Genomic DNA, 3,652 nt, shown 5'->3' with positions numbered 1-3,652 from the left:
GGGTCAGGCATAGCACAAGTTGTGAAGAGTACAATAGGGTAAGCTGAGCATCGAGTAGGTAAGCAGTTCATCCTTCTATTTTACCATTATCAGCAGCTGCTCAAGTATTTCTGCCGCGCTGCACTAGTATTCTAGGTTCGACTACTGCTCTTTTGACTGCTCCTCTGCCCGTAGTTTACGGACTGGTGGCACTAGCAGTGAGTGGCGGAAAGAAATCCGTGCAACGCCGATGGCCAGAAGCGATCGCTGCCGGAGTGCTTCTTACCATAGGAGTTTGGGGGTTCAGTTGGATTCCTGGGGTTGAACTTGCCGGTGTACTTGGCAGCACACTGGTGATGTCATTCTTAGTGGTGTGGGCAAACCGAAAACTATTTCATAAACTATTTCATAAGGCAAAACGAAAAAGACCAGTAAATCTAGTCAACACTGCCCGTAATAGTTCCGAAAAAACGGCTCATGATTCGGCTGAGTATGGTATTACTAAAGTATCCCTCTGGCAGGTAATAGCTCCCTACGGAATTCTGACAGCAATTCTGCTGATCTCTCGCTTAGTTGTTCCTCTAAAAATTTGGCTGAAGAGCCATTTTGTGATATCCATAGCTGCCATCAATCTAAATCTACCCCTGCTTTACAACCCAGGCTTTTATTTACTTTTGACAGCTTTGGCTACAGTCACAATTTTGGGAACAGTCGTACACAAACTGCAAGTGATAACAATACAAGCTTGGCAACAATTTATCCCTGGAGCCATCGCACTCGCCTGTTTTCTAGCAGCCTCTCAAGTTATGCAAGCCAGTGGCATGATAGCTAGTCTAGGCATGGCCGCAGCAACACTTGGTGACAAGTATATATGGGTTGCACCTTGGTTAGCTGCTCTAGGAGGCTGGATTACTGGTTCAAGTACTGCGAGTAATGCCCTACTTTCCCAATTACAACAAGAGGTAAGCATTCAGTCTGGCTTACCAGTAGAGTGGCTGATGGGAGCTCAGAATGGAGCTAGCGCCCACGCCACGATGATTTCACCTGCTCGCGCTATTATTGCTGCCACTGCTGTTGGGTGGTCTGGAGCTGAAGTCTTCTTGCTCCGGCAAATGGGACTAGTTGTTCTAGGAGCAGTGGCAGTTATTATGTCACTTCTGGTTTTGGCTGTACCATAAAATCTCTATTTTTAGATAGAGTAAGTATCAAATAAATCACTGAACATAAATTATGTTAATTATGTTCTCTTGGTTAAGAAACTTAACGTTGCTCGAAACCTTTCTGTTTCAAGATACCCGATCACCCATCCGAAGTTCCCTGGTCTGAACAGTCAACTTGAATTATGTCTGGCTACCGAGTATGATATGTAAATCCTAGAGATGGTTGAGCCAAATGACCCAGCTGAAATGCCCTAAATGTGAAGGAACCTTAGAAGCAGTTGTGTATTCAACGATTCCTGTAGACCGCTGCAGCAGCTGTCAAGGTATCTGGTTTGATTCCATGGAAGCTCAACTGTTGAAGGAGATAAAAGGCTCCGAGATTATAGATACAGGTAACCCAAAAACAGGGAGTAATTTTAATGAAATTAGAGATATCAATTGCCCAAAATGCCAGACAAAAATGACCAAAATGGTTGACCTAAAACAGACTCATATTCGGTATGAAAAATGCCCAGTATGCTATGGTCTATGGTTTGATGCTGGTGAATTTAAGGATTATAAGGAAGAGGGAATAGCAGACATTTTTAAGGATATTTTTAGCTAATCAATAGAATAGGCGAATTAATAGACTAATTAGCAATTTTAAATGTCAATTAATTTGCTGCTACTGGTAAAACCTATGGAAAAACGTAGAACGTAGTAGCTTGGCCACGATGCTAATTTCTCTGATCAAGCAGGTTCGAAATACTCAATTTGGAAATGATTAGCTCTATTGGGCTGGTTTCGGTAAAGTGATGATAAATTCACTATACGCTCCCACTTCAGTTTCCAGCTTCAAGGTTCCTCCATGCTGACCGACGATGATATCATGGGTCATTGATAATCCTAATCCTGTTCCTTCTCCAGTGGGTTTAGTGGTAAAGAAAGGATGGAAAATTTTATCTTTAATCTCCGGTGGTATCCCTATACCATTGTCACGGATGCGGATTTCTACCATCTGCTCCAGATTTTGGGTTTTGACCCGCAATGTCGCGGTAAAGGCTTTCTCCACCTGATCTGGATCTGACTGATAAGATTGCTGTTTGGCTTGAACCGCATAGCAACTGTTGTCAAGTAGGTTAATGAAGGCGCGGCTAAGATCATTTGATACTAGCTCTAATGGTTCAATAGAGTTATCGTAATCTGTGTCAATGATAATATTGAAGCGATTGTCAGAGGCTCGCTTGCTGTGATACACCAACTGTACTGCTTCGGCTAAAAGTTCATTAAGGTCAGTCAGTTGATGTTGAGAGCTCTCGGTTCGTGCGTGCAGCATCATACTGCTAATAATGCTATCGGCTCTGTTCCCGTGCTTATTGATAGCTAGGGAATTTTCTTTGATGTCGCTTAAAATCTCTTTGAGATAGTCTAGAGCGTCTGGATCGAGATGTTCAGATTGGTTGTCAAGTTCTTCAATCGCTTCCTCCACCAGCTCAACCGAACCTTCAGCATAGTTGTTAACAAAGTTGAGAGGATTTCTGAGCTCATGGGCAATACCTGCGGTTAACGCCCCGAGGGAGGCAAGTTTTTCTTGGACAACAATCTGCTGTTGAGCAGCTTTTAATTCGACGGTTCTTTGTTCTACTTTCTCTTCTAGGTTGTGGGAATAGTCTTCTAGTTGCCCATTGGCTTGCTGCAAATCCTGATTCAGTTGAGAGAGTTCCGCCAGTAATCGCTCCCGCTCGGCTTCGGCTCGTTTACGTTCGGTGATGTCTTGAAAGGCTGCGATCGCATAAGCCACATTTCGCTCTTGATCATAGATCGGTGTACCCCAAGCTTCTACAGGAATCATCTTATCCCGTTGGCGTATTTCCATATCGTCAACTGCCACACTCTCCCCCTGCAACGCCCTCAAAATCGGATTCTGTGCTTTCGGGTAAAGTTGCTCAGTTCCAGCGAGATAAATCTGATAAGTGTCTTGTAACTGTGACTTTTTAGCTGACTCTATGATAGCTCTGTCTGAAATCTGCTGTCCAGCTTTATTGATCAAATAAGGCTTACCCTTGGCATCAGTTACACATACTCCCACAGGCATGGCTTCTAAGAACTGCCTCAAGCGATTCTCATTTTCATGGAGTTGGGAAATTAAATCAGCTTGTTCGCGGTTGGATTTTTCTAGCGCTTGATTCATTGTCTGGAGTTGAGCATTTTTTTCAGCTAGCGCCTTATCCTGAGAATAACTATACAATGCCTCTTTTACAGTAATTCTGAGGTCGTCAGCCTGCCAAGGCTTAGGGATATAACGATATAATTTAGCATAGTTAATCACATTTCCCACCGCTTCCAAATCCGCTTGCCCAGTCAACATAATTTTGAGGGTTTTGGGTGAAATAGTATGAATGCGTTTGAGTAATTCATCCCCTTTCAGATTGGGCATGATGTAATCAGAAATAACCAGGGCAACTTCATAGTCATCCTCTACTAATTCTTCGAAGACTTCTAACGCTTCTTCCCCACCTTGGGTCATTTCAATC

The 3,652-nt window shown here is 43.3% G+C and carries 3 protein-coding genes; 2 read left to right on the top strand and 1 reads right to left on the bottom strand.

Features of this window, described 5'->3' with window-relative positions; translation table 11 throughout:
- Positions 1-77 precede the first annotated feature (77 nt).
- Both F6K57_RS39615 and F6K57_RS39610 read left to right on the top strand, forming a co-directional pair.
- Positions 78-1,157, top strand: coding sequence for an L-lactate permease (locus tag F6K57_RS39615; RefSeq protein ID WP_364306063.1), 1,080 nt, complete (start codon positions 78-80; stop codon positions 1,155-1,157).
- Positions 1,158-1,371: 214 nt separating this feature from the next.
- Positions 1,372-1,743, top strand: a complete 372-nt coding sequence (locus F6K57_RS39610; RefSeq protein WP_293074256.1) for a zf-TFIIB domain-containing protein — start codon at positions 1,372-1,374, stop codon at positions 1,741-1,743.
- A gap of 165 nt (positions 1,744-1,908) precedes the next feature.
- On the opposite strand, the gene F6K57_RS39605 is transcribed toward F6K57_RS39610, so the two are convergent.
- Positions 1,909-3,652 (bottom strand): ATP-binding protein (locus F6K57_RS39605; protein WP_293074253.1); only part of this gene is annotated, 1,744 nt, incomplete at its 5' end.

The organism is Moorena sp. SIO4A5 (assembly GCF_010672005.1).
In the GTDB taxonomy this organism is placed as follows: Bacteria; Cyanobacteriota; Cyanobacteriia; order Cyanobacteriales; family Coleofasciculaceae; genus Moorena.
The sequence above is the reverse complement of the archived record's forward strand: the minus strand, read 5'-3'. Positions and strand labels throughout refer to the sequence as shown.